Raw genomic sequence first — 25,839 nt, 5'->3', positions numbered from 1 at the left:
AGGCCCGAGCGTTGCGGCATACTCGACGTCTCTGGAGATCCATCAAGCATGCCCGAGCAACTCAATACCCGCGTCGAAGACTGTTACCAACAAGCCGAATCCTTTTTCAAACGAACCTTCAAACGCCCCGTGGTGAGCCTCAAGCTGCGCGGGCAAAAAGCCGGTGTCGCGCATCTGCACGAGAACCTGCTGCGCTTCAATCCGCAGCTGTACCGCGAGAACACTGAAGACTTCCTCAAGCAGACCGTGGCTCATGAAGTCGCCCACCTGATCGCTCACCAGCTGTTTGGCGATCGCATCCAGCCCCACGGCGAAGAGTGGCAACTGATCATGCGTGGCGTGTACGAACTGCCGCCCAATCGCTGCCACACCTACGACGTCAAGCGCCGCAGCGTGACGCGCTATATCTACAAATGCCCGTGCGCCGACAGTGATTTCCCGTTTTCGGCGCAGCGCCATGGCTTGGTGCGGCAGGGGCGGCGGTATTTGTGTCGGCGGTGTCGGAGCACGTTGGTGTTCAGTGGGGAGATGCGGGTCGAATAAGTCGGATTTGTGGTGTTTTGGCGGGCCCCTTCGCGGGCAAGCCTCGCTCCTACAGGTATTACAATGTTTTTGTAGGAGCGAGCGATGCGGCGATCCGACTTGCCCGCGAAGAGGCCTGCACAGGCGCTAGAGAATCACCTTGGCACGCCGCAATTCGGCAATCCGCTCGGCACCAAACCCCAGCTCCCCCAACACCTGATCCGTATGCTCACCCAGCGCCGCACCGATATGCCTCGGCTCCGGCAACCCCTGCGAAAACTTCAACGGACACGCCATCTGCGCCTGGCTCGTGCCATCCCCTCGCGGCACGTCGGTCACCAATTCCCGCGCCTGCAACTGCGGATGCCGAACCGCCTCGCCCAAGGTCAGCACCGGCTCGACACACGCATCGAGCTCGGCAAACAGCGCGCACAACTCGGTAAAGTCGTGTTTCTCGAATTCAGTCTGCAGCGCGTCCTTTAGCTTCTTTTGCTGGGCAGGTTGAGGTGACAGGCCCAACGTCGCCAACTCCTCCAGCCCCAATGCCGTGCACAGTTGCTTCATGAAGCCCGGCTCCAGGCTACCCACCGATAACCAGCGGCCATCCCGCGACCGGTAATAGTCGTAGAAGCTGCCGCCGTTGAGCATCTGATCTTCCCTGCCCGGCTCCTCGCCACAGGCCAAGTACCCGGCCCCGGCCATAGCGTTCAGGCTGAACGCGCAGTCAGTCATGCTCACATCCAGATGCTGCCCCAACCCGCTTTGCTGCCGGGCGATCACCGCCGCCAGCAGGCCGATGACGCCGTGCAACGAACCGCCGGCGACATCCGCCACTTGCATGCCCAAGGGCAGCGGGCCGTTGTCGGCGCGGCCGGTGTAGCTCGCCAGCCCCGCCAGCGCCAGGTAATTGATGTCGTGGCCGGCGCGATCCTTGTAGGGGCCGGTTTGCCCGTAACCGGTGATCGACACGTAAATCAGCTTCGGGTTGATGGCCTTCAACGCTTCATACCCCAGGCCCAATCGTTCCATCACACCGGGGCGGAATTGTTCCAGGACGATGTCGTAGTCCTGCAACAGCTGCTTGATCACCGCCAGCGCCTCGGGCTGCTTGAGGTCCAGCGCCAGGCTGCGCTTGTTGCGATTGAGGTACGCGTGGCTGGCCGACACGCCTTGGTCATGGGGCGGCAGCACGCGCAAAAGGTCCATGCGGGTCGGTGATTCGATGCGCAAGACCTCGGCGCCCATGTCAGCCAATAACAGCGAGGCGAACGGCCCCGGCAACAATGTCGAGAAATCCAGAACCTTGAGTGATGCCAATGGGCCGAGCATGAGCGATCTCCGTAATCGATGCCTCCAGCCTAGGCAGCCAATCGCGTTGCAGCAATCACCTGATGTGTCAGCAACTGTGACCGTTATGCTCAAATTCCAGGCATGAAAAAACCCGCCGAAGCGGGTTTTTCATGTTGCAGCGCGTCTTACTTGACGTTGCTTGGGGTTGGGCCTTCGGCCACACCCAGGTCGTCTTCTTCACGCTCGTCGGAGATACCGCGACCGCCCGAGGCCAGCTCGGATTGCAGCACGTCGGTGTCCAGCTCCTTGACCCACTTGGCCACAACGATGGTGGCAACGGCGTTGCCGACCAGGTTGGTCAGGGCGCGGGCTTCGGACATGAAGCGGTCGATACCGAGGATCAGCGCCAGACCGGCAACCGGCAGGTGGCCAACAGCGGACAGGGTAGCGGCCAGGACGATGAAGCCCGAACCCGTCACGCCAGCAGCGCCTTTGGAGGACAGCAGCAACACCACCAGCAGGGTGATCTGGTGCGTGATGTCCATGTGGGTGTCGGTTGCCTGAGCAATGAACACTGCCGCCATGGTCAGGTAGATCGCGGTACCGTCGAGGTTGAACGAGTAACCGGTCGGGATCACCAGACCCACCACGGATTTCTTCGCGCCCAGACGTTCCATCTTGATCAGCATGCGTGGCAGTACCGACTCCGAAGAGGAAGTACCCAGCACGATCAGCAGCTCTTCACGGATGTAGCGAATCATTTTCAGGACGCTGAAGCCGTGAGCGCGAGCGATACCGCCCAGCACGATCAGGATGAACAGCAGGCAGGTGATGTAGAAGCAGGCCATCAACTGACCCAGTTGCACCAGCGAACCCACACCGTAGGCACCGATGGTGAACGCCATCGCACCGAAGGCACCGATAGGCGCGAGCTTCATGATCATGTTGATGATGTTGAACATCACATGGGCAAAGCGATCGATGAAGTCCAGGATCGGCTTGCCGTAGGCACCCAGGCGATGCAGGGCGAAACCGAAGATCACCGAGAACATCAGCACTTGCAGGATGTCACCCGTGGCGAACGCGCCGACGATGGTGGACGGGATCACGTTCAGCAGGAAGCCAACCACGCTTTGATCGGCACCGGCAGCGACATAGGCAGCCACTTTCGAGGCATCCAGTGTGGTCACGTCGATGTGCATGCCGTTGCCCGGCTGGACGATGTTGACCACCACCAGACCGACCAGCAATGCGATGGTCGAAACGATTTCGAAGTAGAGCAGCGCGTAACCGCCGGTCTTACCGACCGACTTCATGTTCTGCATGCCCGCGATACCGCTGACGACGGTGCAGAAAATGATTGGGGCGATGATCATTTTGATCAGTTTGATGAACCCGTCACCCAGCGGCTTGAGGGCCACACCGGTCTGCGGGTAGAAGTGACCGAGCAGGATGCCGATGGCGATGGCAACGATCACCTGGAAATACAGGGATTTGTACAGTGGCTGACGAGTCGTCATTGCAAAGTTCCTCAAGAGTGCGCGCTAACAACATCCATCTGTTGCCCACGACACCTGAATTGCGAACCCTCCTGCACTGGAGGGATTTGTTTTTTCGAGCTGCGCGACGGCAGGCATCTGCTCGTTACATCGCAAGCGGCGTGCCACTTTTGCAAAATCCGCTGCGAGCCTTTTGACATCAGGGGTTACAGGTTCAACGTGCCATGGGTGCGTTACAAAACAGTGGCGGATTTCCGCCCATCCGCCAAACCTCGTCCTGCAATTTGGCGGATATCCGCCTTGTCCATTCCCTGACCCGACGACTACCATCCGTCGTTCAATAGACGGACCTGCCTTCTATGCGCGAACGTACCATCGCCAGCCATTTCGCCCGTGCCGCCCTCGGTGGTGCGCGTCGGCTGGGTCATGACTGTTCAAACCTGTTGCAACAACTCGGCATCAGCCCCGAGTTGCTGGAAGAACCGCGTGCGCGGATTGCGCCTGAGCAGTTCACCCGTTTGATCCAGGGATTGTGGCTGGCACTCGACGACGAATACCTCGGCTTAGGGCCGGTCCCGAGTAAAACCGGCAGTTTCGCGATGATGTGCCACGCGGTGATTCACTGCCGCAATCTCGATAGGGCACTGCATCGCGGCTTACTGTTTTATAGCCTATTCCCCGGCGGCCCGCGCCTGACCCTGACCCGCGAAAACGAAATGATCCGCCTGAGCCTGGACGATTCGCAGTTTCAGGATCCCGACCATTTCCTCACCGAGAGCCAGTTGATGGTCTGGCATCGCCTCGGCAGTTGGCTGATCGGCCAGCGCATTCGCCTGGAACAGGCGACGTTCAGCTACCCGAAGCCCGAGCACGGCGCCGAATACGAGTTGCTGTTCCCCTGCCCGATGGAGTTTTCCGCGTCGCAGAGCAGCCTGCTGTTCCACAGTCGCTACCTGAACATGCCGTTGCTGCAGGACGAGCGGACCCTCAAGCATTTCCTCGAACACTCCCCCGCCGACCTGTTGTCGCGCCCGGATGACGGCGACAGCCTGAGCAGCCAGTTGCGCCGCTTGCTCAGCCGCGACAGTGCGCGCTGGCCGGACCTGGAAGCGGTGGCCGCGCACCTGCACATCAGCCCGCAGACGCTACGCCGGCATTTGCGCGAAGAGGGTTCGAGTTTTCAAGAGTTGAAGGATCAGTTACGCCGGGACATTGCGATTTATCACCTGGGGCGCGCGGACCTGTCGTTGCAACAGATTGCCGAGCAGCTGGGGTTTTCCGAGCCTTCGGCGTTTCATCGGGCGTTCAAGAAGTGGACCGGGCTTACGCCCGGTGCATATCGCGCGCAGGAGAATTGATTTTTTGGTGAATTCGCCGGCCCCTTCGCGGGCAAGCCTCGCTCCTACAGGATCACATTCCCCGTAGGAGCGAGGCTTGCCCGCGAAGAGGCCCGTAAGAACGCTGAAGAACTCAGGTCAAACCACCGGAAAATGTATCCGGAACGCCGCGCCGCCCATCGGCGAATCGCCCAAGGTCAGCTTCGCGTTGTAACTTTCGATGATGTCCTTGACCACCGCCAACCCGATCCCCTGCCCCGGGTGCTGACGGTCCAGCCGTTCGCCGCGCTGCAGAATCCGCGCGCGCTGATCCGGCGGCACACCCGGCCCGTCGTCCTCAACGCACAATTCGACCCCGCTCAAGGTCTCGCGCACGCTGATGCGCACTTCGCCGAGGCACAGGCGATAGGCGTTTTCCAGCAGGTTGCCCATCATTTCCAGCAAGGCGCCCTGTTCGATCGGCACGTAGCATTGCTCCGGCAGATCGAAGGCCACCCGTACGCGTTTGTCGCGGTAGACCTTGTCCAGCGTGTCGCAGAGGCTTTGCAGCACCGGACGCAGACGCACCTGATGGCGCACCAGGCCGCTTTTGCGCAGGCTGGCGCGCTGTAACTGATAGCTGATCTGCTGGCTCATGCGCTCGATCTGGGTTTGCAGCACCCAGGCCTGATCGCGATCCGCCGGGCGCTGCGCCATGTCTTCGCTGACACCTTGCAGCACGGTCAACGGGGTTTTCAGGCTGTGGGCCAGGTCGTCGAGGGAATCGCGATAGCGGCTGCGCTGTTCGCGCTCGCTGTGCAGCAAGCGGTTGAGCGAGCCGGTCAGGCGCAGCAGTTCACGCGGGTGCTGTTCGCTGAGGCTTTCGCGGGTGCCGCTTTCGATTTCGTCGAGCTCCTGACTGAGTCGGCGCAACGCCTGCAAGCCCCAGGTCAGGCCGATCCACAGCAACGCCAGCAGCACCAACAAAGCGGCGCCGAAACCCAGATACAGATTTTCCCGCAGGCCTTCGAGGGTGTCTTCGTACTCGCGCACCGGTTGCAGCGCGACGATGCTGAACGCCGCGCTTTTGCCGCCGAGCAGTTTGACTTCGACGTCATAGACGAAGAATTCCTGGCCGTTGGCTTCGCTGATCCTCGCAAACTCGTTACCGCGCCCGTCGTAACGCGGTTTGTAGTTGATGTCCTCTTCCTGAGTGCCCTTCGAGCGCCAGACCAGGTGACCTTCACGGTCATAGATGTAGCCGAGCAAACGGCTGTCGGTGAGGTTGAAACGCTCGTCGGGCAACTGCGTCGGCATCTGCAAGCGGTTGCCTTCGACCCGGGCGGCGGAGATCAGCGTGGTGACGTCCGACGCCAGGCGTTGCTCGATGGAATCCTGCAACGCCAGGCTGAACGCGCCCTGCATCGCCGGCAGCAACGCCAGCATGAACAACACCGCCAACAGGGTGGCGGCGAGCATCAAGCGGACACGAAGCGAACGAATCAAGTGCAGCGCTCATTGAACAGGTAGCCGAGGCCGCGCACGGTGTCGATCGGCTTGAACCCGGCCGGCCCTTCGAGTTTGCGGCGCAGGCGGCCGACCAGCACTTCGATCACGTTCGGATCGCGCTCGTCGTCATCCGGGTAGAGCTGTTCCATCAAGCGGTCCTTGGCCACCACTTGCTGGTGATGGCGCATCAGGTACTCGAGGATCCGGTACTCGTAGGCAGTCAGCGCCAGCGGTTGTTCATCGAGGGATGCCTGCTTGCGATTGAGGTCGAGTAGCAGCGGCCCGGCGACGATGGTCGACTGGGTGAAACCGCTGGAGCGACGCAGCAAGGCATTCAGGCGCGCATCCAGCTCCTCGAACTGGAACGGCTTGACCACGTAATCGTCGGCGCCGGCAGCGAGGCCTTCGACCTTGTCCTGCCAGTTGCCGCGCGCGGTGAGGATCAGGATCGGGAAGGTCTTGCCCCGGGAGCGCAGCTGACGGATCAGGTCCAGCCCGCCCATGCCGGGCAGGCCGAGGTCGATCACCGCCAGGTCATGGTTGAACTGCTCGGTCTGGTACAGCGCCTCCTCGGCGTTGGCCACGGACTCGACCACGTGGCCACTGTCCGTCAGGCGGGTTTGCAGGTGATGGCGCAACAGCGCTTCATCTTCGACGACCAGCAATTTCATAACGCTCTCCCGGGCAATTCAACCTCTCCAGAGGTGCAACGGCGTATTTCAAGACAGATCATAGCGGCCCATGAGGTTCTCCTGACGGAGTTTAATGCCATTGTGAAAGACCGACACGTTGGCGTAAGCAGCGCAGTAATCGGCCTGAGGGTTCGGGCGGCCCAACTGCGCGCCCCAGGCACTGTCATGACTGACCACGCCGTTGGTGCCGATGCTGTGCAGGGTGAGGGACTTTTTGGGTCTCTCGCCGGTCTTCCCAAGAGCAAGGCTGGCGACATTATCGTCGGAAGCGAACGCCGCGGTGCTCGCGCTCAAAACGGTGAATGCCAGCAGCAGGTTTTTAAAGCCAGTCATAGGGGAATGTCCTCATGCGCAGGTGCTTTGGGTACAGCGCTACATTACGCACCGGCCCCTGAACTCCCCCTGAACGCACTCTGAACCTGAGCTGAACCAGATCGACTAGGCTGTGTTGACGACTTTTTTCAGGAGATCCGACCATGCGTTTATTCCTCGCTCTATTTTTGCTGGCCGTGAGCGGGCTCAGCCAGGCGGCCATCAAGGCCCAGGAAATCCCCTATCAAAGCCCCGACGGCACAAAGCTGATCGGGTATTACGCTTACGACGACGCGGTTAAAGGCCCCCGCCCTGGCGTTGTGGTGGTTCACGAGTGGTGGGGGCTCAATGATTACGCCAAACGCCGCGCCCGCGACCTCGCCGGCCTGGGCTACAGCGCCCTGGCCATCGACATGTATGGCGACGGCAAAAACACCGAACACCCCAAGGACGCCATGGCGTTCATGCAAGCGGCGATCAAGGACAGCGACGCGGCCAGTGCGCGGTTTCAGGCCGGGCTGGATCTGCTGAAGAAACAACCGCAAACCGATCCGGATAAAATCGCCGCGATTGGCTACTGCTTCGGCGGCGGAGTGGTGCTGAATGCGGCACGTCAGGGCTTGCCGCTGGCGGGCGTGGTGAGTTTCCACGGGGCGCTGGCGACCAAAGCGCCTGCAACACCAGGCAGCGTGAAGGCGAAAATCCTCGTGGAGCATGGCGCGCTGGACAGCATGGTGACGGCGGAAAACGTGGCGGCGTTCAAGGCGGAAATGGACAAGGCCGGGGCCGATTATCAATTCGTCAGCCTTGAGGGCGCCAAGCATGGGTTCAGTAATCCGGACGCGGATCGCTTGAGTCATGGCGATCATGGCGGGCCGGATATTGGTTACAACAAAGCGGCCGATGAGAAATCGTGGGCGGATATGCAGGCGTTTTTCAGGAAGATTTTTGGTTGAGCAGGTAGACCGAGGCGCGGCCATCGCGAGCAGGCTCGCTCCCACATTTGAAATGCATTCCAATGTGGGAGTGAGCCTGCTCGCGATGGCCGCGCTGCGGTTCTGAACCTTTGCACTACCCAGTTCCAAGGCAACCCGGCAAAATGCCCGACATGAATCCCGTCCCCGCCCTGCCCGCCTGCTGCACCCCACTCGATGCCCATTGGCCGCTGCCGTTCGTGTTGCCCGATACGGTGCTGCTGAGCACGCACTTCAACACCTCGCAACTGGCCGTCGATGACTTTCAGCGCAGCGCCATCGAGCCGCCCGCGACCATCCAGCGTTCGGTGGCCAAGCGTCAGGCCGAGTTTCTCGCCGGCCGGGTTTGCGCTCGCGCCGCATTGCAGCGGCTGGAAGGGTTGAATTTCATCCCGGCCATTGGCGAAGACCGGGCGCCGGTCTGGCCCGCGCACATCTGCGGCTCGATCACCCACAGCACCGGCCGGGCGGCGGCGATTGTCGCGCAGAAAGCCCACTGGCGCGGCCTGGGAATGGACCTGGAAAACCTGCTCAACCCTGAACGGGCCGAGCGCCTGGCCGGGGAAATTCTCACCCCGCCGGAGTTACAACGCATGGCGGCAGGCCATCGCGATCAACTGGCGCTGCTGGTGACGCTGACGTTTTCGGTGAAAGAGAGTCTGTTCAAGGCGCTGTATCCGATTGTTCAGCAGCGCTTCTACTTCGAGCATGCCGAGGTGTTGGAGTGGTCCGAGGCGGGTGAGGTGCGGTTGCGATTGCTGACGGACCTGTCCAGTGAATGGCGCCATGGCACCGAGCTGGATGCGCAGTTCGGGGTGAAGGATGGGCAGTTGTTGAGTTTGGTGAGTATCAAGGCCTGAAGATATTCGGTGCTTTTGAGGACGCCATCGCCGGCAAGCCGGCTCCTACAAGGTTTGCGTGAACCTGTAGGAGCCGGCTTGCCGGCGATGGCGGTAGATCATTCACCGCCAATCTCAACGCTTCTCCTGATTGCGCGGCCAACTCAAACTGAAACACGCCCCGCCCAGGCTCTTGCTCTTGCTGATCAACGCTCGCCCGTCATGCCAATGGATGATCCGCCGCACGATCGACAGCCCCAACCCATGCCCGCCCGAAGCACGGGTTCGGCTGTCATCGAGACGCAGGAACGGCGTAAAGATTTTCTCCCACGCGGATTCCGGCACACCCGGCCCGTCATCCTCGATGTCCACCCGACAACGCTGCTGCCCGACCTGATAGCTGACGGTCACCCGCGATGAGGCATGACGCATGGCGTTGCTCACCAGGTTCTGGATCGCCCGGTGCAGGTAACGGGGCTCGGCCTCGACCCAGGCATCATCGCAATCGGCGGCCGAGAGGCACAGACCGCGCTGTACCGTAACTTCGGCACGCAACGGTGCCAATTCTTCGATCACTTGATTGACCAACGCATCCAGGTCGATCCGCTGGAAATTCAGCGCGGGCGAACCCTGTTCCAGCCGCGCATAAGTGAGCATCTCGTCCACCAGCCGATCAAGGTCTTCAATGTCGTGATCCATGCCCTCGCGGTACTTCTCCAGCGCCTGCGGCGTGGTGGCCGAGCCGATCATCTCCAGGCCGAAACGCAGCCGCGCCACGGGCGTGCGCAATTCGTGGGACACCGCGCGTACCAGTTCACGCTGGATCGCCAGCAACTGCTGCAAGTGCTCGGCCATGCCGTTGAACGCCGAGGCCAGGCGTCCCACCGAGTCGGCGCCACGCGCCGGCACGCGGGTTTCCAGGCTGCCTTTGGCGATGCGCGTGGCGGCCGCTTCGAGCCCGCGCAAACGCCGCTCCAGTTGCCGCACCAAGAGATAGACGATCAACCCGATCAGGCTCAAGCCCAGCGCCGCGATCAGCACCAGCCACTCCGGCGGGTAAGGATTCATCTGATACAACGGACCGATTTCCAGCACCCACGGCGTGCCGACCATGCCGGCAAACACCCGGATCGAATCGCCGCCCTTACCCAGCGCCATCACCGTATCGCCTTCGGACACCCGACGGCTCTGGTCTTCGTCCATGTCCGCTTCGTCGGCCGTGACCAGCCGCAAGTCGAAACCAAACCCCTTGTCTTTTTTCAATTGCGCCAGACGCTTGGGCTGCTCGGCCACCGGCACGCGCACCAGCTCATCGGCGAGCAGGTAAATGGTCGCGCGGGCCAGTTGCTCGCTGATCTGCTGCACCTCCCCCGTGAGCACCAACTGCTCCTTGTCGCTGATCAGTCGATAGACCTTCGCCGCATGCGGACCGGTCTGCTCCACCAGTGCCTGACCGCGCAGCACGCGGGTGCGCTGAGTCAGATCGAGGTCAGTCTGGGCGAAGGTCTTCAGCGCCAAAGGAATCCCGAGCAGGCGTTCCCACACCAGCAAGGCGCGGTGACGCTGGGTTTCGTTCATCGGTTGCAGGTTATCGGCCATCAGCGAGAACGTGCCATGGGCCAGGCGCTCGCGGTACTGCTCGCTGCGCACCTGGTTGAGCATGTGCAGGGCCAGCACGCCGAGCACCGCCACCAGAATCAGCGCCGCGCACATGCCGCCATAGATGCGCAGGAAGATCGAGTTCACAGCGACGGATCTACGCAGGCTTCCGGCACGAACAGGTAGCCTTTGCTGCGGATGGTTTTGATCAGGCGCGGATGATCCGGGTCATCGCCGATCTTCGGCCGGATGCGCGAAATGCGCACGTCGATGGAGCGGTCCTGGCCGTCATAGCCGATGCCGCGCAGTGCGGTGAAAATCTCCTCACGAGAGAGGATGCGCCCGGCATTGGCCACCAACAGCCACAGCAGGTCGAACTCGGCGCTGGTCAGTTCGATGCCGTTGTCGTGCAGCCAGGCTTCACGCAAGGCGTTGTCCACCACCAGCGGGCCGAACTGCAGGCGCCGCTGTTTTTCCGGGACGGGTTCAGGCGCTTCACTGCGCCGCAACAAGGCCTGAATGCGGGCCAGCAGCAGGCGTGGGCGAACCGGTTTACAGACGTAGTCGTCGGCGCCCAGGTCGAGGCCGAGGATCTGATCGGTGTCGTCGGTACGCGCGGTGAGCATCAGGATCGGCCCGTCGTACTTGTCACGGACCTTGCGGCAAATGCTCAGGCCGTCTTCGCCCGGCAGCATCAGGTCGAGGATCACCAGGTCCGGTTTCTCCTTGATGATGCGCGCGGCCGCCAGGGCGCCATTGCCTTCGATCGACACACGCAGGCCATTGGCCTCCAGGTATTCGCGGGTCAGTTCGGCCAGACGCTGGTCGTCTTCCACTATCAATACCTGCCAGGCTTCTTGCTCCACGGTGACCTCTGCTTGCCAACAACACTTATAAGGAAGGATCCGCCCGTCTTTTTGTAATGATTGGGGAGGATAAGAATGCGTAACTATCGGCCGATTGTATAAACGTCGCCCGCCGAGAACACAAGCCGGCAAATGCGTTCGGACAACCCGGTTTTTTGTGATAGGGTTCGCGCCCTTAAAAATCCGAATGACTGTTTTCAATCGCTGAAAATCAGTGAAAAACAGTCCGCTCCAGCTAGGTCGCTGGCCTACACGCTCGTTCCACCTTTCACACACAATTTACGCACAGGTTTATCCACAGGTAGTACGTTGCAACACCCTCCGAAACGCATTATCTTGTACCCCGGCGCGAAAAAAACCCTACATGTAGGGTTTTACGCCAAAAACCAAACACAAACCGGATACCGATTTCAAGCGCTTTTATTGCCTCTTTCCGGTTGAACCAAACGTATTTTCGAAAGACCAAACCGCGCGTGCGGATGGCTACTGTTTTTGATCCGGAAACGGCGTTAACGGTACGGGTGTTGCAGTCGATTACTGTCACCCAAAAGGATCCTGGTGTCAGGCTCAAGGCCTGGGACCAAAGACTTCGGCATGGAAGCGGCGCCCCAACAGCCCCCTTCCTGATCTGTCCCGAAGTTGGTATGCCCGGCCCAGCCGGTTGTAGTGCTTCAGGACGGAACGGTGGGCACCGTGATGGTGCCCAAACAAACATAGAGAATGTGGAGACAACCCCCCATGCAAACCGACACAACTCGCGAGAACCCGCAGGGCACCTTGCCGCAGGCCGCTGATTCGACTTCGGATCTGTCCGCCACCGCGCCTGGCCAACTGCGCGTGATCAAGCGTAACGGCACTGTCGTTCCTTACACCGATGACAAGATCACCGTCGCGATCACCAAAGCGTTTCTCGCAGTTGAAGGCGGCACCGCTGCCGCTTCGTCGCGAATCCATGACACCGTGGCCCGCCTGACCGAACAAGTCACCGCGACCTTCAAGCGTCGCATGCCATCGGGCGGCACCATCCACATCGAAGAAATCCAGGACCAGGTCGAACTGGCCCTGATGCGTGCCGGTGAGCAGAAAGTGGCTCGCGACTACGTGATCTACCGCGACGGTCGCTCGAAACAACGCGCTGCCCACGCCCCGGCAGAAGAAGCGGTCAACGCTCACCCGTCGATCCGCATCACCCGCGCCGACGGCACTTTTGCACCGCTGGACATGGGTCGCCTGAACACCATCGTCACCGAAGCGTGCGAAGGCCTGGAAGAAGTCGACGGCGACCTGATCCAGCGCGAAACCCTGAAAAACCTGTACGACGGCGTGGCCCTGACCGACGTCAACACCGCCCTGGTGATGACTGCCCGTACCCTGGTCGAGCGTGAGCCGAACTACTCGTTCGTGACTGCCCGCCTGCTGATGGACACCCTGCGTGCCGAAGGCCTGAGCTTCCTGAACGTTGCCGAAAGCGCGACCCACCACGAAATGGTCGACCTGTACGCCAAGGCATTGCCTGCGTACATCGCCAAGGGTATCGAATTCGAATTGCTGAACCCGGTCCTGGCCACCTTCGACCTGGAAAAACTCGGCAAGGCGATCAACCACGAGCGCGATCAGCAGTTCACCTACCTGGGCCTGCAAACCCTGTACGACCGTTACTTCATCCACAAGGACGGTATCCGCTTCGAACTGCCGCAAATCTTCTTCATGCGCGTGGCCATGGGCCTGGCGATCGAAGAGAAGCAGAAAGAAGACCGTGCGATCGAGTTCTACAACCTGCTGTCGTCCTTCGACTACATGTCGTCGACTCCGACCCTGTTCAACGCCGGTACCCTGCGTCCACAGCTGTCCAGCTGCTACCTGACCACCGTGCCGGATGACCTGTCGGGCATCTACCACGCGATCCACGACAACGCCATGTTGTCGAAATTCGCCGGCGGCCTGGGCAACGACTGGACCCCGGTTCGTGCACTCGGTTCGTACATCAAGGGCACCAACGGTAAATCCCAGGGCGTGGTTCCGTTCCTGAAAGTGGTGAACGACACCGCCGTTGCCGTTAACCAGGGTGGCAAGCGCAAAGGCGCTGTGTGTGCCTACCTGGAAACCTGGCACATGGACATCGAGGAGTTCATCGAACTCCGCAAGAACACCGGTGATGATCGTCGTCGTACCCACGACATGAACACCGCCAACTGGATCCCTGACCTGTTCATGAAGCGCGTCTTCGATGACGGCAAGTGGACCCTGTTCTCGCCGTCCGAAGTACCGGACCTGCACGACCTGACCGGCAAGGCTTTCGAAGAGCGTTACGAGTACTACGAAGCCCTGACCGAGTACCCGGGCAAGGTCAAGCTGTTCAAGACCATCCAGGCCAAAGACCTGTGGCGCAAAATGCTGTCCATGCTGTTTGAAACCGGCCACCCATGGCTGACCTTCAAAGACCCGTGCAACCTGCGCAGCCCGCAGCAGCACGTTGGCGTGGTCCACAGCTCGAACCTGTGCACCGAGATCACCTTGAACACCAACAAGGACGAGATCGCCGTTTGCAACCTGGGCTCGATCAACCTGCCGAACCACATCGTCAACGGCAAGCTGGACACCGCCAAGCTGGAACGCACCGTGAACACCGCTGTTCGCATGCTCGATAACGTTATCGACATCAACTACTACTCGGTGCCGCAAGCGAAGAACTCCAACTTCAAGCACCGTCCGGTCGGCCTGGGCATCATGGGCTTCCAGGACGCTTTGTACCTGCAGCACATCCCTTACGGTTCCGACGCTGCCGTCGAGTTCGCCGACAAGTCGATGGAAGCGGTCAGCTACTACGCGATCCAGGCGTCCTGCGACCTGGCCGACGAGCGCGGCGCGTACGAGACGTTCCAGGGTTCGCTGTGGTCCAAAGGCATCCTGCCGCTGGATTCGCAACAGATCCTGATCGAGCAGCGCGGCCAGAAGTACATCGACGTTGACCTGAACGAATCCCTGGACTGGGCACCGGTTCGCGCCCGTGTACAGAAAGGCATTCGTAACTCCAACATCATGGCCATCGCACCGACCGCGACCATCGCCAACATCACTGGCGTATCGCAGTCGATCGAACCGACCTACCAGAACCTCTATGTGAAATCGAACCTGTCGGGCGAATTCACCGTGATCAACCCGTACCTGGTTCGCGACCTCAAGGCTCGCGGTCTGTGGGACTCGGTCATGATCAACGACCTGAAGTACTACGACGGTTCGGTGCAGCAGATCGAGCGCATCCCGCAAGAACTCAAAGAGCTCTACGCGACTGCCTTCGAAGTGGACACCAAGTGGATCGTCGACGCGGCAAGCCGTCGCCAGAAGTGGATCGACCAGGCTCAGTCGCTGAACCTGTACATCGCTGGCGCCTCGGGCAAGAAGCTGGACGTGACCTACCGCATGGCCTGGTACCGTGGTCTGAAAACCACTTACTACCTCCGTGCCCTGGCCGCGACCAGCACCGAGAAGTCGACCATCAACACCGGCAAGCTGAACGCTGTTTCCAGCGGCGGCAACCACGGTGAAGATTCGGTCCTGGCAGCTCCTGCCGGTCCTGCTCCAGTGCCGAAGGCTTGCGCCATCGACGAGCCGGATTGCGAAGCTTGCCAATGATGCTGGCAAGGTAAAACCTTACACATCAAAACCTGTATCCCCTGTAAACGCTAAACTACGTAGCTTTACAGGGGATACCTTGGCAATCTAGCTGATGCCTTGCAAAGGTAAAAAAAAGCCCCGCGATAGCGGGGCTTTTACTTTAATGCTCTTACTTCGTTTCTTCCGCATCGACCCAACCTTCTTTTTTGGCTTTTGCCTCAAGCTTGTCGATGAGGTACTTCTCTATAGCTGCATCCTTCGCAGCCAGATCCGTCATGATTTTAGCCGTTGGCATCGAATCCGGGCCCTCACTAACCTTCACCGACACTTCCTGATACTGCTTGGCACCATCGGTTTTGTAGGCCACCCAGCTGGACAATATGTCCCGGGTTCTATATTGCTTGCCACTGACAATATGTTCAAACAACATCGTCGGTTTGCCTTCACCAAGACCAACTTCGATTGTCAACTTACGTTCCAGACCATTGGCGGTCCCCTTATGCAAGGGGTACGGATAGAAAATATAGGTCGGCTTAATTGTGTACATAACCCCGCCCTTTACCGACGTGGGGATAATGTGCAACTCAGCAATGAAGCTTGGATCTTTTTTTAGATCTTGAAATGGTTTTTTATCTTTAGAGCCTGGAACAGAAAGACTATACCCACTGTACTCACCCGCCGTCTCGAGCTCTGTAACATTTGAAACTTCAGTGAGGTCGTTCTTTTTCGCAAACCTGTTCCATGCCTCTAATCCCGTAGCGCCTTCTTGATACTCACCCGCCACTATCAACACACAAAGATCATCTTCACCTGTTTTAAACTCAGGCGATGCATTCGTCAGATCGTAGCTTTTTGCTGCACTATCTGCCGCATTCTTTCTCGCCTCTCTAATCTCGTCTTTGGTTGCATTTTTCTTGAGGGCACTCTGAGCTTTTTGCTCTGCCTTAGCCACTTTGTCAGCCTTGTCTATCTCATATCTGTTTGCTACCTCAATGGCGGGCCAGGCTTTAGCCGTTACTTCTTTTCCAGTCGGGTCTTTGCGCGGAATATCCTGAACAAAGGTTGACCCGCTAATAACTATGTCAGAATTCAGGTATGCCGCCCTTTTTTCTAACTGGCTCTTGCCATACGCAACGCCCTCTTTAATAAGAAATCCTGCTGCGGAAACTGCTATGGCCACACCACTCTCGTCTCCGCCAGCGGTTTTGTAGCAAGCGCTGCCATTCTTCGAAAAAACCCGCGCACCTGCTATTGCCGGCCTATCAACATCATTCAGACCGTTAAGCTTATCGTAATCAACTTCACCAACATTGAATGAATTAGGGGTTAGGGTTTTGCACGCTGAGAGCACAATGCAAGCAGTCAGGGCCGTTAATTTTGCTTTCATCATTACATTCCCTTGAAATTGGCGAGATGTGCGTAGTTGGTTTTAGCTTCCTCATTACAGTTGTTCGACTCTTTATCCCTCCCCGAATGTATGGCTATCAAATCGATAACACCTGCTTTTTCATCGTATGTATATATTGGCGCCCCGGAAAAGCCAGTCACCGTATTACAGGTATGGGATAGACATCCATTTTTCGAAAGTTCCACGGCTCTGCAGAACCCCTTCCCGACCGGACTCCATAGAAAGTCAATCTGGGACGCAATGGAATTTGCTGATTGTTTCTGCAAACTATCCGACATGTCGTACTGATAGATAATTCCGGGAATGAATAATGGCGTCATCCAACTCAAATCTTTTGTTGGCGCATTTATGTTAGGCAGGCTGTTATCGACCAACTTCGGTGTTGGCATGGACACATAGGCCACATCACAAGGTTTAATTTTGCATCTTGATACCTTGCCCCATATTAATTTTTGTTTGCCTCCATCGACTATTACATACCTCTCCAGCCCTTCCTGAGACTTTGGCAAGCAGTGCTCCGCGGTAATCCACAGGTCTTTTTTATATACTGAAATCATGCACAAATGCTTATTGTCACGATCGACCAATGAAGATACAAGCGGTAGCGCTTTCAGGTAGGTTTTATCAATTGAGTTTGTTGTCGAAACAATAGCAGCCTGTTTATTTACTGACAAAAAGCATTTCCCAGCATACGCCTTAAGCTCCGACACACTAATTGTATCAAGGTTATTTGGGCACCCCTCCGCCTGCTCTGCCATTGTCAAAACGGCCGATGCCGGAATTTTTATTGAAACCCCATCAATTTCATTTTTGAAATCCGGGTATTCGTTAAACACTTTTATCCCCAGCTTCGGCCCATAAGATATCGCCTCACGGACAACCGCCCTATTTAAGGCTTCAAGAAAACTCATTTTAATACTTGCTGGAGAGATCACCATTTCGTCAGTTATCGGCCTCCCATCTTTAATGGCTAAAACCATATCCCCCGCAAGTTTATTGTCCAATTTCAGTGAGGCACTGACATTCGGCTTAGTTAGAGCCTTTATTAATTCCAGCTGTAAATCACCATTGGAACTTTTAGCGCCTGCAGCACTTTCTCGGGGAATGCTTGTACTTTCTTCCGCCTGCACGGCAAGAGCTAAAATCACTAAAGATAGGGATATTTGCAGAGACAGGAAAAAACTAAGCTTCATAGCCAAATCCCTTTGAAATGGATGTATCTGGGTTTGGTCTAGCCTATGGCCATCATAATATCCAGTCGCCACCAGTAAAAATTCTGCCCCTACCGAAAGGACGGCTTTGGGCGCGGTAGGCTCCGCGAACCGCTTTTCCACCCCTTGATCAAGCCTCTAGCGTACCGATAGTTTTCTTTTGCCTTGAGGAATGTAGCGGTCAGGCTGACTCGCGAAGTAGTCCATGCCACCCACACCTCAAATCCCGGCCATAAAAAAACCCCTCTTGCGAGGGGTTCTTTGTGCAGCAATCAACCAACCCGCATCAGGTCATCTGAATGATGGTCTGCATGATGGTGCTTTGAGTCGAGATGGTCTTGGCGTTCGCCTGGTAGTTGCTCTGCGCCTTGATCAGGTCGACCAGTTCGCTGGTCAGGTTGACGTTGGACTCTTCCAGGGAGTTGGAGTGGATCTCGCCCAAGGTGCCGGTGTTCGGCGCATCGTAGCCCGGGATACCCGACGAGTAGGTTTCTTTCCAGCTGGTGCCGCCTACTGGCTGCAGACCTTGCTCGTTGGTGAAGCTGGCGAGCGAGATCTGGCCGATGGCCTTGGTCTGGCTGTTGCTGAAGTTGGCCAGCATGATACCGCTGCCATCGATGGTCAGGTTGGTGATCTGGCCCGTGGCGTAACCGTTCTGCGAAGGAATCGAACGCGCGGTATCGGCGTTGTACTGCGAGGTTTTGGCCATGGAGATCGTAACGACGCCGGAAGTAGCGCCGTTCGCTGTCCACACGCCATTTTTCACGTCACCGGGAATCCAGCCGGTGACCTTCAGGTCAGGGCTGACGATCGGCGCCGGAACGGCCGGTGTGGTGACCGAAACCAGATTGCCAGAGGTATCGAACACCATGGTCGAAGCGACCGGCAGGTTCAACGGAACCGCGGTAGGACTAGGGTCGGTGCCATTCGGGTTGCGACCATCAATCAGGGTGTAGGTTTTCCAGGTGTTCGCCCCGGTCTTGACCATGTATTGGTCCATGACGTGCTTGTTACCCTGAGTGTCATAAATCGGGGTACTGAACTGTTTGGTGAATGAGGCTTCTTTGGTCGAATCAAACGGGGTGGCAACCTGATCGATAACCGGTGCGGTGGAGTTCAGGTTGATCGTCGACGACACCGTGGAGGTGTTTTTTGGCGCCAGGTTCGAAGTATCGATACGCAGGTCGGTCAACACGCCGTTGATGATCTTGCCGTTGGCGTCCACGCCGTAACCTTGCAGACGCGCAGTGCCGTCGGTGTTGGTGACGTAACCGTCCTTGTCGACCTTGAACGTACCGGCACGGGTGTAGGACATCGAGCCGTTGTCGTTCAGCACGAAGAAGCCGGAACCGTTGATGCCCATGTCCAGCACGTTGCCGGTGTTGTTGACGTCGCCCTGGGTGAACTGCTGGGAAACGTTGGCCAGGCGCACGCCGTTACCAATGGTTTTGCTACCGGAACCCAGCTTGGTCGCCGAGTAAACGTCCGAGAATTCCGCACGGGACGATTTGAAACCGGTGGTCGCGACGTTGGCGATGTTGTTGCCGGTCACGTCCAGTTGTTTGTTGGCTGCATAGAGACCGCTAAGGCCGATATTGAAAGACATATTCCACTCCTTTGTGCCGTGTTAGTCGGCTCTACATACCAATTGTTTGTACTTTGGACAGGGCGATGCTGCCCCCCCCGGCGAGATTGAGCATCAACTCACCGCCGGTCTGGCTGATGGTCACGCTGCTGACAGTTGCCGGCAGGTACGTCACCAGCGAAGTCGCCTTGCCGTCGTAAGTTGCGGTGGCGCCGAAGGTGTACGTACCCGCCTTGGCCACTTCGCCCGCATCGTTCTTGCCGTCCCAGATGAAACTGGTGCTGCCGGCTTTTTGGCTGCCCAAGTCGATGGTGCGGATGACCTTGCCATCGGCGTCGGTAATCTTCACTTTCACCGGATCCACCGACGCCGGAACCGCGATGGTCCCGTTGAAGCTCTTGGAGGTATCGACCACGGCCTTGTCGCTCGGGGCGATGACCGAACGCCCGACCAGCGACGAAGCCTGCAAGGCCTGGGACGAGTTGTAATTGCTGGCCAGGCCACTCACGGTAGTGTTGAGCGTGGTGATGCCTTCCAGGCTGCTGAACTGTGCCAACTGGGCAACGAACTCGCCGTTGTCCTGCGGCTCCAGCGGGTTCTGGTTCTTCAGCTGTGTCACCAGCAACTGCAGGAACGCATCCTTGCCCAAGGCCTTTTTGCCGGTGGCGCTGTTCGTGGCGGACGCCAGGCCATCGGCACTGGTGTTGGTCTTGATCGAAGAGTTGGCCAGGATGTCTTTGAGGCTGATGCCGCTGGTGGTATCGGTAACACTCATCTGAGTCGCCCCTTATCACTGACCGAGGGTCAGGACCTTCTGCATCATGGTTTTGGCGGTGTTCATCATTTCGGCGTTGGTCTGGAACGAACGGCTCGCGGAAATCATGTCGGCCATTTCTTCGACCACGTTGACGTTCGGGTAGTAGACGTAGCCCTTGGCGTCGGCCGCCGGGTGGTTCGGCTCATAGCGCGCTTCCAGATTGCTCTGGTCTTCGACCACGCCCAGCACTTGCACGCCCTGACCGGCTGCTTCCTGGTTCTGGAACAACGAATCGCTGCCGCCGCTCTGCCCGCCCTGGAACATGGTGGCGAACACTGGATGACGTGCGCGATAGGTCTGGTCGATGCTCGACGAGACGGTCTCGGCGTTGGCGATGTTCGAGGCCACGGTGTTCAAGCGCGTGGTTTGCGCACTCATGCCGCTACCGGCAATGTTGAAAACACTGGATAGAGACATGACTTACTCTCCGCGAATGGCTGACATCAGCCCTTTGAATTTGCTGTTGAGCAGGGTGAAGCTGGCCTGGAAGTTGATCGCGTTTTCCGCGTAGTTCGACTGTTCCAGCTGGGCGTCCACGGTGTTCTGGTCAATCGACGGTTGCATCGGCGTGCGATACAGCAGCGACTCGTCGCCATTGCCCATGCCTTCGGCTTCGATATGACGGTTGTTGGTCATGTTCAAGGCGAATGTGCCGCTCTTGGTTTTCTCGTTCTGCTCGGCGAGCACTTTCGAGAAGTCCAGATCCCGAGCCTTGTAGTTCGGGGTGTCGGCGTTGGCGATGTTGTTGGCCAGGACTTCGGCACGCTGGGCGCGGAAGCCCAGGGCTTGTTCGTGGATACCGAGCGCTTTATCGAAGCTGATGCTCATGTCGGGAAACCTTCGGGTGACCTGATTTTTCGTACGATGGATATAGCAAGCGGCGTGCCAATTCAAAAAAGCCCGTAAACCGGGGCTTTGCGGGCAAGGGGCGAAGCGGCAATGCCAGAAAAGCGGCAACGGGTTTCCGCCGTCTGCCGCTTTTCTGCCGCTTTCGGTTTGGGCTCGGGTTGTGACCGGGGTTTGTAGGCATATCCGTTGTTGGGGTAACGGCGGCTATTGGTTTCGCCCTTACGGCGAGTCACTTGGAAAAGCCCCAAGTAACCAAGGGCTCTTGCCCCTTTCGTTCGGTGCCTCGCTAAGGCTCGGCATGCCCTCGCTCCGGTCCTGCTCCGTGGGCCCGCCGCCATCGGCCATCCATGGCCGGGGGCGGCTAACCCGGCATCCATGCCGGGTTGCCCACTGCGCAGAACCTCCACTCGGCCTCTCGAGGGGGCGACTACCGCCACAGCCGCCGAGGCGGCCTGATAGCCGACCTGGCTCATGCGCCGTGCCCGCGCTCCAGCAATGTGATGGCCCCACCAATTTCGGACTTTTACGCATTCCCCCTGTAGGAGCCGGCTTGCTGGCGATAGCGGTGGGTCAGGCAATGAATGTGTTGGCTGGACGGCCGCTATCGCCAGCAAGCCGGCTCCTACAATGGATTGGGTTCACACGATTCAAAATGGTAGGAGCTGGCTTGCCAGCGATGGAGGTCAACGATAACGCAGGCTGTCTGAATGAACGCGTTGCCCCGACGCTTTTCGCCAGCAAGCCGGCTCCTACAATGGATTGAGTTCACACGATTCAAAATGGTAGGAGCTGGCTTGCCAGCGATGGGCGTCAACGATAACGCGAGCTGTCTGAATGAACGCGTTGTCCAAACGCTTTTCGCCGGCAAGCCGGCTCCTACAGGAATCGGCGTACGCTTTTGATTCCCACCACTCATCAGGCCGAGCGTTAGCTCGCCTTCAGCTTTTGATCTGAGCGCCCCCTCGAGAGGCCGAGCGCAGGTTCTGCGCAGTGGGCAACCCGGCATGGATGCCGGGTTAGCCGCGCACGGCCAGGGATGGCCGATCGCGGCGGGCCCACGGAGCAGGACCGGAGCGAGGGCATGCCGAGCCTAGGCGAGGCACCGAACGAAAGGGGCAAGAGCGCTTGGTTACTTGGCGCTTTTCCAAGTGACCCGCTGTAAAAGCGGAACCAATATCAGCCATAACCCCAGAAACGGATATACACACCAAAACAGCAGACAAAAAAAACGGGAGCCCCAAAGGACTCCCGTTTTTCAAACTACCGCCAACCCATCACTTCGCCTGGTAAATGATCCCCGGGCTGCACTGGACCATCTGGTAATGATCCGGCAAACCGTTCAGCGCTTCGGACGCGCCAAGGAACAGATAACCGCCAGGCTTCAACGTGCTGTGGATGCGCAACAGGATGTCTTTCTTCACCTCGGCGGAGAAGTAGATCAGCACGTTGCGGCAGAACACGATGTCGAACTTGCCGAGGCTCGCGTAACTGTCCAGCAGGTTGAACGAGCGAAACTCCACCCGACTCTTAATCGGCGCCTTGATGGCCCAGCGCCCCGGCCCTTTCGGGTCGAAATAACGTTGAAGACGTTCGGGCGACAACCCACGGCCGATGGCCAGGCTGTCGTACTCGCCAGTCTTGCAGTTGGTCAGCATGGTGCCGGACAGGTCAGTGGCAACGATCTGCACACCCATCTTCAACTGGCCCATATTGACCCGCTCGAACTCGTCGATGGACATCGACAGCGAATACGGTTCCTGACCCGACGAGCAGGCCGCCGACCAGATTCGCAAGCGTTGCCCCGGAGCCGCCTTGATCGCTTCGGGCAGTACCTTGTTCTTCAAGACTTCAAACGGATAGGTGTCACGAAACCACAGGGTTTCGTTGGTCGTCATGGCATCGACCACCAACTCGCGCAAACCGCTGCGCGGCTGGGTCTGGATGCGCTGAACCAGCTCACCCAGGGACTTGATGCCTTGCTGTTCCATCAGTTTGTTGAGACGGCTCGAAACCAGGTACTGCTTGTTTTCACCGAGCAAAATGCCACAGGCTTTTTCCAGGAAGACCCGGAATTGTTCGAAATCCAAATTACCCGTAGACAAAGATGCCGCCTCTTAAATCGTGTTAATCACCAGGGGCAAAAGGCCCCTAGCTGATGTCTGCTGCTTTGATCCGGTCAACTACCCGGGATGCCAGGTCATCAGGACGGAATTTGGCGAGGAAGTCATCGGCACCGACTTTCTTGACCATCGCCTGATTGAATACGCCCGACAACGAAGTATGCAGGATGATATGAAGCTTTTGCATGCGAGGGTCGTTGCGGATCTCGGCCGTCAGGGTGTACCCGTCCATCTCCGGCATCTCGATGTCGGAGATCATCATCAGGAACTCTTCTTCCGGCTTCTTACCCTCATCGGCCAGTTTGCGCAGGTATTCCAGCGCTTGCCGTCCGTCGTTCAACGCCACCACTTCGACGCCGACCGTTTGCAGGCAGCGCGTGACCTGCTTGCGCGCCACCGACGAGTCATCGACCGTCAGCACCCGCAACGACAACGCCTTGTGCTGGGTCTCGACATCGACCACGCCGACGGAAATCGCTTCCGGTGTCGGCGCCACTTCCGCCAGGATCTTCTCGACGTCGATGATTTCGACTAACTGATTGTCGACCCGAGTCACAGCCGTCAGGTAATGATCGCGTCCGGTGCCCTTGGGAGGCGGATGAATCTCCTCCCAGTTCATGTTGACGATGCGTTCCACCGAGCGCACCAGGAAACCCTGGGTCTTGGTGTTGTACTCCGTGATGATCACGAACGGATTGCTTTGATCTTTAAGCGCCCCCGAACCGGTCGCCATTGCCAGATCAAGGATCGGAATGGTCGCCCCCCGGATATTTGCCACACCGCACACGACAGGACTGGACTTGGGCATCAGGGTCAGCTTGGGGCATTGCAGCACCTCGCGAACCTTGAACACGTTGATCCCGTAAAGCTGCTGGCCGTCGAGACGGAACAACAACAGCTCCAGGCGATTCTGCCCTACCAGTTGCGTGCGCTGGTTTACCGAATCCATTACACCAGCCATGCCCAGACTCCTACACCAACGCTAAGTGTGTTGCGACGCACATTCATCACTAAACGGCACGGCGCTTGCTTTTTAACTCTTATGAACACAGAACCGACATTTTTCCGACGCCTGACATCACCTATCCGCAGATTGCTCTGTGCAGTGTCGGCCGTTTGCCTGTTCAACGCTGGCAGCCCTGCCTTTGCTGACGCAGTTACCTTGCCTGACATGCTTATCGGCGTCACCCAGGGCTTTCTTGAATTCACCGTAGAAGACTATCTGGCTACCAGTCAAACGGAAGGTCGCTACGAAATCCAGGTCAACCAGCTCGACCAGCGACTGCGCATGCCCATGTGCGACAAGGAATTGACAGCCAGCCTCGAGAGTCCGGCCAAGCCGCTGGGCCGGGTCACGGTCAAGGTTCGCTGCGAGGGGGCATCGCCCTGGACAGTCTTCGTACCCGCTCAAGTCCGCCTGTTTCGCGACGTTGTGACCGTCACCCGGCCCCTGCGCCGCGCAGGGATTGTCGAGCCCGATGACGTGACGCTGCGCGAGCGTGACATCAGCCTGATCGGCCAGGGCTACTTCACATCCGTAGACCAGGCGATCGGCCAGCGACTTACCCGACCAATGGTCACCGACCAGGTGATTACCCTGGTTCATCTCGAACAGGCGGAAGTCATTCGCAAAGGCGATCAGGTGGTGATTACCGCCCGCAGTGGTACGCTCAGCGTGCGAATGCCCGGCGAGGCCCTGTCCAACGGCGGTATGGCCGAGCAGATACGGGTGAAAAACCTCAATTCCAGACGGGTCATCAAGGCGCAGGTTACCGCGCCAGGTCAGGTGGAAGTGTCCATGTAGGATTCTCTGTTCGTGAAGATGTGGCGTTGCCCGAGGCTGTTCCCTAAACTGTGCCGCATGCAGGAGAAGTGCTGGCGCATGCGGGCCCATTTGATAAATGGGTCTAAAGTTTTCACAGGGAGAGCCGAAAACATGGCAAGCGTCCAAATACTCAGAGGTTTTTTACCATGGTCATCGATTTCAGCCGTTTGAACAGCTCCTCGCCACTTACGGGCAGTACACGTACCAGCGTTGCCAAGGAAACTGCCGAAGCTGGCAAATCCGCGCCGCTGAATACCCCGGCCGAACAGGCCACTGCCATCAAAAGCGGGGAATCGGTACACCTCAGCAATGAGGCTCAACAGTTGCAACAGGTCACTGACAAGCTGCGCGATCAGCCTGCCGTCGACAACGCCCGTGTGGCCGAGTTGAAAGCAGCGATTGCCGATGGCAGCTATAAAGTCGACAGCAGCCGTGTAGCCAGCAAACTGCTCAACTTCGAAGCCCAGCGCTAGGCTACGGCCCGCGCCAGGCTTTTGGACGCTTAAAACCCAAGGCCAGCCATGCAAGACACTAATTTACTGCAACTGATCACCGACGACTTTGCTCCAGCGCAACACTTGCTTGAGTTACTGCAAACCGAGTCCCTCGCCTTGCACGGTCGGGACATGCCACTGCTCGAAGAAATTCTGGCGCAGAAACAGGCATTGATCATTCTGCTTGAACAGCATGGCCGCAAGCGCAGCGAAATCCTCGCCAGCCTCAACCTGCCGACCAATCGCAACGGCCTGGAGCAACTCGCCAGCCATTCGAGCATTGGCGATGAGTTGTTGGCCCAGAGCGATGTGCTGACCGATCTACTGGCTCAATGCCAGGCGGCGAACGTCAATAATGGCCAGTCAATCCTGGTCCAGCAGGCCGCCACGGCCAATCAGCTGAAAATCCTGACCGGCGGTGAACCGCCAGCGCTTTATGATGCCCGCGGATCAACCGCCAAGCTTGCGAAGCCGCGCCCGCTCAGTCAGGCTTGAGC

The 25,839-nt window shown here is 58.4% G+C and carries 23 protein-coding genes; 8 read left to right on the top strand and 15 right to left on the bottom strand.

Annotated features, from left to right (window positions below; all coding sequences use genetic code 11):
* The first annotated feature begins 48 nt into the window (after window positions 1–48).
* Window positions 49–543, top strand: a complete 495-nt coding sequence (locus tag ACYZUC_RS27715) for a SprT family zinc-dependent metalloprotease (RefSeq protein ID WP_461991729.1) — start codon at window positions 49–51, stop codon at window positions 541–543.
* Between the two features lie 126 nt (window positions 544–669).
* Here ACYZUC_RS27715 and ACYZUC_RS27710 read toward each other — a convergent pair whose 3' ends face one another.
* The gene (locus ACYZUC_RS27710) at window positions 670–1,851 is read right to left on the bottom strand and encodes a CaiB/BaiF CoA transferase family protein (RefSeq protein ID WP_461991727.1); all 1,182 of its coding nucleotides are present in this window, start codon (window positions 1,849–1,851) and stop codon (window positions 670–672) included.
* Window positions 1,852–1,997: 146 nt separating this feature from the next.
* A complete protein-coding gene (locus ACYZUC_RS27705; RefSeq protein ID WP_461991725.1) occupies window positions 1,998–3,332 on the bottom strand; it encodes a dicarboxylate/amino acid:cation symporter in 1,335 nt (444 codons plus the stop codon).
* A gap of 338 nt (window positions 3,333–3,670) precedes the next feature.
* Between ACYZUC_RS27705 and ACYZUC_RS27700 the strand changes: the two genes are divergently transcribed.
* Window positions 3,671–4,669, top strand: a complete 999-nt coding sequence (locus ACYZUC_RS27700) for an AraC family transcriptional regulator (RefSeq protein WP_461991723.1) — start codon at window positions 3,671–3,673, stop codon at window positions 4,667–4,669.
* Window positions 4,670–4,786: 117 nt separating this feature from the next.
* Here the strand turns inward: ACYZUC_RS27700 and ACYZUC_RS27695 are convergent, their stop codons facing one another.
* Genes ACYZUC_RS27695 through ACYZUC_RS27685 form a run of 3 tightly spaced genes read right to left on the bottom strand, consistent with a single transcriptional unit; the run spans window position 4,787 to window position 7,161 of the window.
* Entirely contained in the window at window positions 4,787–6,133 is a 1,347-nt protein-coding gene (locus ACYZUC_RS27695) for an ATP-binding protein (protein WP_461991721.1), read from the bottom strand.
* Window positions 6,130–6,807: a response regulator gene (locus tag ACYZUC_RS27690; RefSeq protein WP_008029360.1), complete on the bottom strand. Its 678-nt coding sequence runs from the start codon at window positions 6,805–6,807 to the stop codon at window positions 6,130–6,132. The genes ACYZUC_RS27695 and ACYZUC_RS27690 overlap by 4 nt, the downstream gene beginning before the upstream one ends.
* Window positions 6,808–6,855: 48 nt before the next feature.
* Window positions 6,856–7,161 (bottom strand): hypothetical protein, encoded by a 306-nt coding sequence (locus ACYZUC_RS27685; protein ID WP_008029361.1) that lies wholly within the window; start codon window positions 7,159–7,161, stop codon window positions 6,856–6,858.
* A 143-nt stretch (window positions 7,162–7,304) separates the two neighbouring features.
* On the opposite strand from ACYZUC_RS27685, the gene ACYZUC_RS27680 reads away from it, so the two are divergent.
* Complete coding sequence (locus ACYZUC_RS27680) at window positions 7,305–8,096, top strand: dienelactone hydrolase family protein (RefSeq protein WP_461991718.1); 792 nt, start codon at window positions 7,305–7,307, stop codon at window positions 8,094–8,096.
* Window positions 8,097–8,248: 152 nt separating this feature from the next.
* Window positions 8,249–8,974: a 4'-phosphopantetheinyl transferase family protein gene (locus ACYZUC_RS27675; protein WP_461991716.1), complete on the top strand. Its 726-nt coding sequence runs from the start codon at window positions 8,249–8,251 to the stop codon at window positions 8,972–8,974.
* 114 nt (window positions 8,975–9,088) lie between these two features.
* Here ACYZUC_RS27675 and ACYZUC_RS27670 read toward each other — a convergent pair whose 3' ends face one another.
* Window positions 9,089–10,699 carry an ATP-binding protein gene (locus tag ACYZUC_RS27670; protein WP_461991714.1) on the bottom strand — a complete coding sequence of 537 codons (1,611 nt, stop codon included), beginning with the start codon at window positions 10,697–10,699 and terminating at the stop codon, window positions 9,089–9,091.
* Window positions 10,696–11,418, bottom strand: a complete 723-nt coding sequence (locus ACYZUC_RS27665) for a response regulator (RefSeq protein WP_008041764.1) — start codon at window positions 11,416–11,418, stop codon at window positions 10,696–10,698. Before ACYZUC_RS27665 ends, ACYZUC_RS27670 begins: the two co-directional genes overlap by 4 nt.
* A gap of 738 nt (window positions 11,419–12,156) precedes the next feature.
* On the opposite strand from ACYZUC_RS27665, the gene ACYZUC_RS27660 reads away from it, so the two are divergent.
* Entirely contained in the window at window positions 12,157–15,051 is a 2,895-nt protein-coding gene (locus ACYZUC_RS27660; RefSeq protein ID WP_008029373.1) for a ribonucleoside-diphosphate reductase subunit alpha, read from the top strand.
* 151 nt (window positions 15,052–15,202) lie between these two features.
* Here the strand turns inward: ACYZUC_RS27660 and ACYZUC_RS27655 are convergent, their stop codons facing one another.
* From ACYZUC_RS27655 to ACYZUC_RS27620, 8 genes are all read right to left on the bottom strand, one after another.
* The gene (locus ACYZUC_RS27655) at window positions 15,203–16,423 is read right to left on the bottom strand and encodes a hypothetical protein (RefSeq protein ID WP_461991712.1); all 1,221 of its coding nucleotides are present in this window, start codon (window positions 16,421–16,423) and stop codon (window positions 15,203–15,205) included.
* A complete protein-coding gene (locus tag ACYZUC_RS27650) occupies window positions 16,423–17,634 on the bottom strand; it encodes a hypothetical protein (RefSeq protein ID WP_461991710.1) in 1,212 nt (403 codons plus the stop codon). Before ACYZUC_RS27650 ends, ACYZUC_RS27655 begins: the two co-directional genes overlap by 1 nt.
* A 304-nt stretch (window positions 17,635–17,938) precedes the next feature.
* Window positions 17,939–19,258, bottom strand: coding sequence for a flagellar hook protein FlgE (gene flgE, locus ACYZUC_RS27645; RefSeq protein WP_461991708.1), 1,320 nt, complete (start codon window positions 19,256–19,258; stop codon window positions 17,939–17,941).
* 31 nt (window positions 19,259–19,289) lie between these two features.
* Window positions 19,290–20,012: a flagellar hook assembly protein FlgD gene (flgD, locus tag ACYZUC_RS27640; RefSeq protein WP_461991706.1), complete on the bottom strand. Its 723-nt coding sequence runs from the start codon at window positions 20,010–20,012 to the stop codon at window positions 19,290–19,292.
* A gap of 15 nt (window positions 20,013–20,027) precedes the next feature.
* Window positions 20,028–20,471, bottom strand: a complete 444-nt coding sequence (gene flgC, locus ACYZUC_RS27635) for a flagellar basal body rod protein FlgC (RefSeq protein WP_096509466.1) — start codon at window positions 20,469–20,471, stop codon at window positions 20,028–20,030.
* A gap of 3 nt (window positions 20,472–20,474) precedes the next feature.
* A complete protein-coding gene (gene flgB, locus ACYZUC_RS27630) occupies window positions 20,475–20,882 on the bottom strand; it encodes a flagellar basal body rod protein FlgB (protein ID WP_008041767.1) in 408 nt (135 codons plus the stop codon).
* 1,295 nt (window positions 20,883–22,177) lie between these two features.
* A complete protein-coding gene (gene cheR, locus ACYZUC_RS27625; RefSeq protein ID WP_192227950.1) occupies window positions 22,178–23,005 on the bottom strand; it encodes a protein-glutamate O-methyltransferase CheR in 828 nt (275 codons plus the stop codon).
* A 46-nt stretch (window positions 23,006–23,051) separates the two neighbouring features.
* Window positions 23,052–23,984, bottom strand: a complete 933-nt coding sequence (locus tag ACYZUC_RS27620; protein WP_192227951.1) for a chemotaxis protein CheV — start codon at window positions 23,982–23,984, stop codon at window positions 23,052–23,054.
* A gap of 81 nt (window positions 23,985–24,065) precedes the next feature.
* Here ACYZUC_RS27620 and flgA point away from each other — a divergent pair, with 81 nt between their 5' ends.
* The 3 genes from flgA to ACYZUC_RS27605 all read left to right on the top strand — a co-directional run bounded on the left by flgA (window position 24,066) and on the right by ACYZUC_RS27605 (window position 25,837).
* Window positions 24,066–24,827, top strand: coding sequence for a flagellar basal body P-ring formation chaperone FlgA (gene flgA, locus ACYZUC_RS27615; protein ID WP_461991703.1), 762 nt, complete (start codon window positions 24,066–24,068; stop codon window positions 24,825–24,827).
* A gap of 167 nt (window positions 24,828–24,994) precedes the next feature.
* Window positions 24,995–25,321 carry a flagellar biosynthesis anti-sigma factor FlgM gene (gene flgM / locus ACYZUC_RS27610; RefSeq protein ID WP_461991701.1) on the top strand — a complete coding sequence of 109 codons (327 nt, stop codon included), beginning with the start codon at window positions 24,995–24,997 and terminating at the stop codon, window positions 25,319–25,321.
* Window positions 25,322–25,369: 48 nt separating this feature from the next.
* Window positions 25,370–25,837 carry a flagella synthesis protein FlgN gene (locus ACYZUC_RS27605; protein WP_461991699.1) on the top strand — a complete coding sequence of 156 codons (468 nt, stop codon included), beginning with the start codon at window positions 25,370–25,372 and terminating at the stop codon, window positions 25,835–25,837.
* Window positions 25,838–25,839: the final 2 nt, after the last annotated feature.

The organism is Pseudomonas sp. GT1P32, from assembly GCF_054897805.1.
Note: the sequence above shows the minus strand (reverse complement) of the source record. Positions and strands in the feature narration are given on the sequence as shown.

Excerpts from the sequence above, each read along its gene's own strand:
- flgC (WP_096509466.1), bottom strand. The coding sequence starts at position 20,471 with ATGTCTCTATCCAGTGTTTTCAACATTGCCGGTAGCGGCATGAGTGCG.
- ACYZUC_RS27620 (WP_192227951.1), bottom strand. The coding sequence starts at position 23,984 with ATGGCTGGTGTAATGGATTCGGTAAACCAGCGCACGCAACTGGTAGGG.
- ACYZUC_RS27685 (WP_008029361.1), bottom strand. The coding sequence starts at position 7,161 with ATGACTGGCTTTAAAAACCTGCTGCTGGCATTCACCGTTTTGAGCGCG.
- ACYZUC_RS27675 (WP_461991716.1), top strand. The coding sequence starts at position 8,249 with ATGAATCCCGTCCCCGCCCTGCCCGCCTGCTGCACCCCACTCGATGCC.
- ACYZUC_RS27655 (WP_461991712.1), bottom strand. The coding sequence starts at position 16,423 with ATGATGAAAGCAAAATTAACGGCCCTGACTGCTTGCATTGTGCTCTCA.
- ACYZUC_RS27680 (WP_461991718.1), top strand. The coding sequence starts at position 7,305 with ATGCGTTTATTCCTCGCTCTATTTTTGCTGGCCGTGAGCGGGCTCAGC.
- ACYZUC_RS27690 (WP_008029360.1), bottom strand. The coding sequence starts at position 6,807 with ATGAAATTGCTGGTCGTCGAAGATGAAGCGCTGTTGCGCCATCACCTG.
- ACYZUC_RS27605 (WP_461991699.1), top strand. The coding sequence starts at position 25,370 with ATGCAAGACACTAATTTACTGCAACTGATCACCGACGACTTTGCTCCA.
- ACYZUC_RS27700 (WP_461991723.1), top strand. The coding sequence starts at position 3,671 with ATGCGCGAACGTACCATCGCCAGCCATTTCGCCCGTGCCGCCCTCGGT.
- ACYZUC_RS27715 (WP_461991729.1), top strand. The coding sequence starts at position 49 with ATGCCCGAGCAACTCAATACCCGCGTCGAAGACTGTTACCAACAAGCC.
- flgE (WP_461991708.1), bottom strand. The coding sequence starts at position 19,258 with ATGTCTTTCAATATCGGCCTTAGCGGTCTCTATGCAGCCAACAAACAA.
- ACYZUC_RS27710 (WP_461991727.1), bottom strand. The coding sequence starts at position 1,851 with ATGCTCGGCCCATTGGCATCACTCAAGGTTCTGGATTTCTCGACATTG.
- flgM (WP_461991701.1), top strand. The coding sequence starts at position 24,995 with ATGGTCATCGATTTCAGCCGTTTGAACAGCTCCTCGCCACTTACGGGC.
- flgD (WP_461991706.1), bottom strand. The coding sequence starts at position 20,012 with ATGAGTGTTACCGATACCACCAGCGGCATCAGCCTCAAAGACATCCTG.
- flgB (WP_008041767.1), bottom strand. The coding sequence starts at position 20,882 with ATGAGCATCAGCTTCGATAAAGCGCTCGGTATCCACGAACAAGCCCTG.
- flgA (WP_461991703.1), top strand. The coding sequence starts at position 24,066 with ATGAACACAGAACCGACATTTTTCCGACGCCTGACATCACCTATCCGC.
- ACYZUC_RS27705 (WP_461991725.1), bottom strand. The coding sequence starts at position 3,332 with ATGACGACTCGTCAGCCACTGTACAAATCCCTGTATTTCCAGGTGATC.
- ACYZUC_RS27660 (WP_008029373.1), top strand. The coding sequence starts at position 12,157 with ATGCAAACCGACACAACTCGCGAGAACCCGCAGGGCACCTTGCCGCAG.
- ACYZUC_RS27650 (WP_461991710.1), bottom strand. The coding sequence starts at position 17,634 with ATGAAGCTTAGTTTTTTCCTGTCTCTGCAAATATCCCTATCTTTAGTG.